Origin of the sequence: Pedomonas sp. (genome assembly GCF_036515995.1) — a bacterium.
Lineage (GTDB): Bacteria > Pseudomonadota > Alphaproteobacteria > Sphingomonadales > Sphingomonadaceae > Pedomonas.
This window is the reverse complement of the sequence record NZ_DATBUP010000061.1, coordinates 1-2,878: the sequence shown is the minus strand read 5'-3', so window position 1 is coordinate 2,878 and position 2,878 is coordinate 1. Positions and strand designations below refer to the sequence as shown.

Annotated in this window: 2 protein-coding genes, 1 tRNA gene and 1 rRNA gene; 3 read left to right on the top strand and 1 reads right to left on the bottom strand. The window is 63.2% G+C overall.

The genetic code is table 11. From position 1 onward, the window contains the following. Positions 1 to 57 precede the first annotated feature (57 nt). A 5S ribosomal RNA gene (rrf, locus tag VIG90_RS04925) occupies positions 58 to 172 on the top strand. Positions 173 to 276: 104 nt separating this feature from the next. Further along, a tRNA-Met gene (locus tag VIG90_RS04920) sits at positions 277 to 353 on the top strand. 191 nt (positions 354 to 544) lie between these two features. Here the strand turns inward: VIG90_RS04920 and VIG90_RS04915 are convergent. Then, positions 545 to 2,143, bottom strand: a complete 1,599-nt coding sequence (locus VIG90_RS04915; RefSeq protein WP_331592341.1) for a class I adenylate-forming enzyme family protein — start codon at positions 2,141 to 2,143, stop codon at positions 545 to 547. Positions 2,144 to 2,321: 178 nt separating this feature from the next. Here VIG90_RS04915 and VIG90_RS04910 point away from each other — a divergent pair. After that, positions 2,322 to 2,878, top strand: a 557-nt coding sequence (locus VIG90_RS04910; protein WP_331592340.1) for an acyl-CoA dehydrogenase family protein, incomplete at its 3' end; no start/stop codon positions are given.

Below are 2,878 nucleotides of genomic sequence, written 5' to 3'. Positions count from 1 at the left end.
CACACCGCCTCTTGTCAGATCTGTTCCCAAAAGGAACAGCCCAAGCCTTCTCCTCAGCCTGGTGGCCATAGCGCCTGTGCCCCACCCGATCCCATCTCGAACTCGGCCGTGAAACCAGGCAGCGCCCATGGTACTAACGCTCAAGCGTTGGGAGAGTCGGACGCCGCCAGGCTCAGAAGAAGGCTTCACACAAACCCGTTCACAATGCTCAAACAACCACCACCGGCGTGGCCTGCCATGTTCTTGCAGGCCCGAGCACCCACACAACCAGTTCATCGCGGGGTGGAGCAGCCCGGTAGCTCGTCAGGCTCATAACCTGAAGGTCGTCGGTTCAAATCCGGCCCCCGCAACCAGACAATAAAAAAGCGCCCCCTGGGGGGCGCTTTTTTGTGGTCCTGATTGCCGCGGGTCTCGATGCGAGCCGACTGTTCGGACCAAGGCGCGACGCGCCGACGGTCAACGCGGAGCAAAGCGACGCGGTAAATCCGGCCCCCGCAACCAAATACGCCAAAGCCAGCCCCAAGGGCTGGCTTTTGGCGTTTTGTCAGCTGGCAGCAGTACCGGTCTTCTGCAACCGCGCCATGGCCTGTTCGCGAAGCGCGGTCTTGAGCAACTTGCCATTGGCATTGCGCGGCAGCGCCTCGGACAGAATGGTGAAGGCATCAGGGATCTTGTAATCGGAGAGACGCGCGGCGCAGTAAGCGCGCAGGGCGTCGTCCGCAATCGCTTCCCGAACGTAGACGAATGCCTCGGACCGCTCGCCCAGAACCGGGCATGGCCGGCCGACCACGCCGACCTCGATAACCGACGGGTGGGATGCCAGCACATTCTCCACCTCAACCGAATAGATCTTGAAGCCGCCGCGGTTGATCATATCCTTCTTGCGGTCGAAGAGCTGGAGAAAGCCGTCTTCATCAAGCGAGCCGATGTCGCCCGAGCGCCAATGCCCGCCGACGAAGGCGGAGGCCGTCGCCTCCGGGTCATTCCAGTAGCAGGGAATGACCATCGGGCCGGCGATCCATATCTCGCCCTGCTGACCTCTCGGCACCTCCCGTCCCTCATCGTCCATGATCAGAAGCTCGCAGTAGGGCAGGGGCCGGCCCACCTGATGGCTCCGCTCCGCCGTCTCCGCTGCCGGCATGATGACGGCGGGCGAGGTTGTCTCCGTCGCGCCGTAGATGTTGGACAGCCGCAATGCCGGGTTGCGCCTCGCAAGGTCAGCGATAACACTGTCCGGCATCGGGGCGCCGCCGAAGGTGCCGACCCGCCAATGGGAAAGGTCGAAGCTATCATAGGCGTCGTCCATCAGGCACAGGACGTACATGGCGGGTACCATGCTGGTGAAGGTCATTCCTTCGCGCGAGGCGATCTCGAGGAAACGGCGGGCCTTGAACTCGCGCATGAGGATGAGTGTGCCTGCGACCCTCAGCGTGAGCATCAACTGCAGGACGATACCGGTGATATGAGAGGCGGGAACCGGCATGACCGTCACTTCCCCGTCCTCAAGACCAAGCGTCTGCTGCGCCCCGAGGACGCTGGTCAGAACCCCGAGGTGGGTGATGAGCGCGCCCTTTGGGCGCCCGGTCGTGCCAGAGGTGTAGAGAATGCAGAATGGCATCTCCTCGCTCGGCTCGGCCTCAGCGGGTTCTCGTTGTACTGCGGCGTGCTGCCATATCCGGAGGTCGTCATCGACCGCAATGCAATGCCTGAGAGCTGGCACGTCCTCCGGGAGGGGAAGCTCTCCGGCGAGCCCTGCCTCATGACATAGGAGGATCGCTCCCGAAGCGTTGAGCGCATATGCGGTCTCCGGCGGTTTCTGCCGGATGTTCATGGGAACCGTGATGGCCCCGATCCGCGCGGCAGCGAGCATGAGGACCAGGACATCGGCACGGTTGGCAAGGAGCAGCGCCACGCGGTCGCCCGCTTTGACGCCATACGAGGCCAACGCCGCGGCGCACGTGGCGACATGTCCGTCGACTTCTGCATACGTAAGCCGAAGGGCACCGTCGACCACTGCTGTCCGTTCCGGTGCGCTCGCAACGGCCGCGCTGAGCATATCCAGCACTGTTCCCGGCCGGTCGGAATGAGCGCTGACCACGCGTCCGTAATGAACTTCCCGCCGCAGATGTGAATGCAAAGTCATCACTGCAATCCTGCCAAGGTTTGCCCTCCTGCAGCATAGTATCCGACCAATAATAGACCAAAGAGTATTATGGCTATCAGTTCGGGGAGCTTTGCGGGTGGCGGCTGAACAGTACCGGTTGTCTGGGGGCTGATCCGTTGGCAGACTGATCCATCATCGGCTGGGGGTGGATGGGATCATGCACGCAGAAGATTTGGAGGAAGCGCGGCTCATCGCTGCGCGGGTAGAGGCGTTCGTCAGATCCGTGGTGATCCCGTTTGAGCAGACTGTCTGCCGCGGCGCGCATGGCCCGGACGATGAACTCGTGACCCGTCTTCGCGCCAAGGCGCGGGAAGCCGGCGTTCTGACGGCGCATGTGGGCTCGGACGGCAGCCACCTGTCTCACCGCGGCACCGCGCTCGTGCTGCGCGCGGCGGGCCTGTCTCCGCTTGGCCCGCTCGCCGTCAATGTCGCGGCGCCGGATGAAGGCAACATGTTCCTTCTCGGGAAGGTTGCGACCGCAGAACAGAGGGCGCAGTTTCTGCAGCCGCTCATCGACGGATCGGTCCGGTCGGCCTTCCTCATGACCGAACCTGCGTCCGAGGATGGCGCGGGCTCGGACCCGTCGATGCTCAAGACGACGGCCCGTCAGGAGGGGGATGGCTGGATCATCAACGGGCGCAAGGCCTTCATCACCGGCTTTCAGGGTGCTGCCAAGGGCATCCTCATGGCAAGGACCGGCACGGGCGAGAAAAC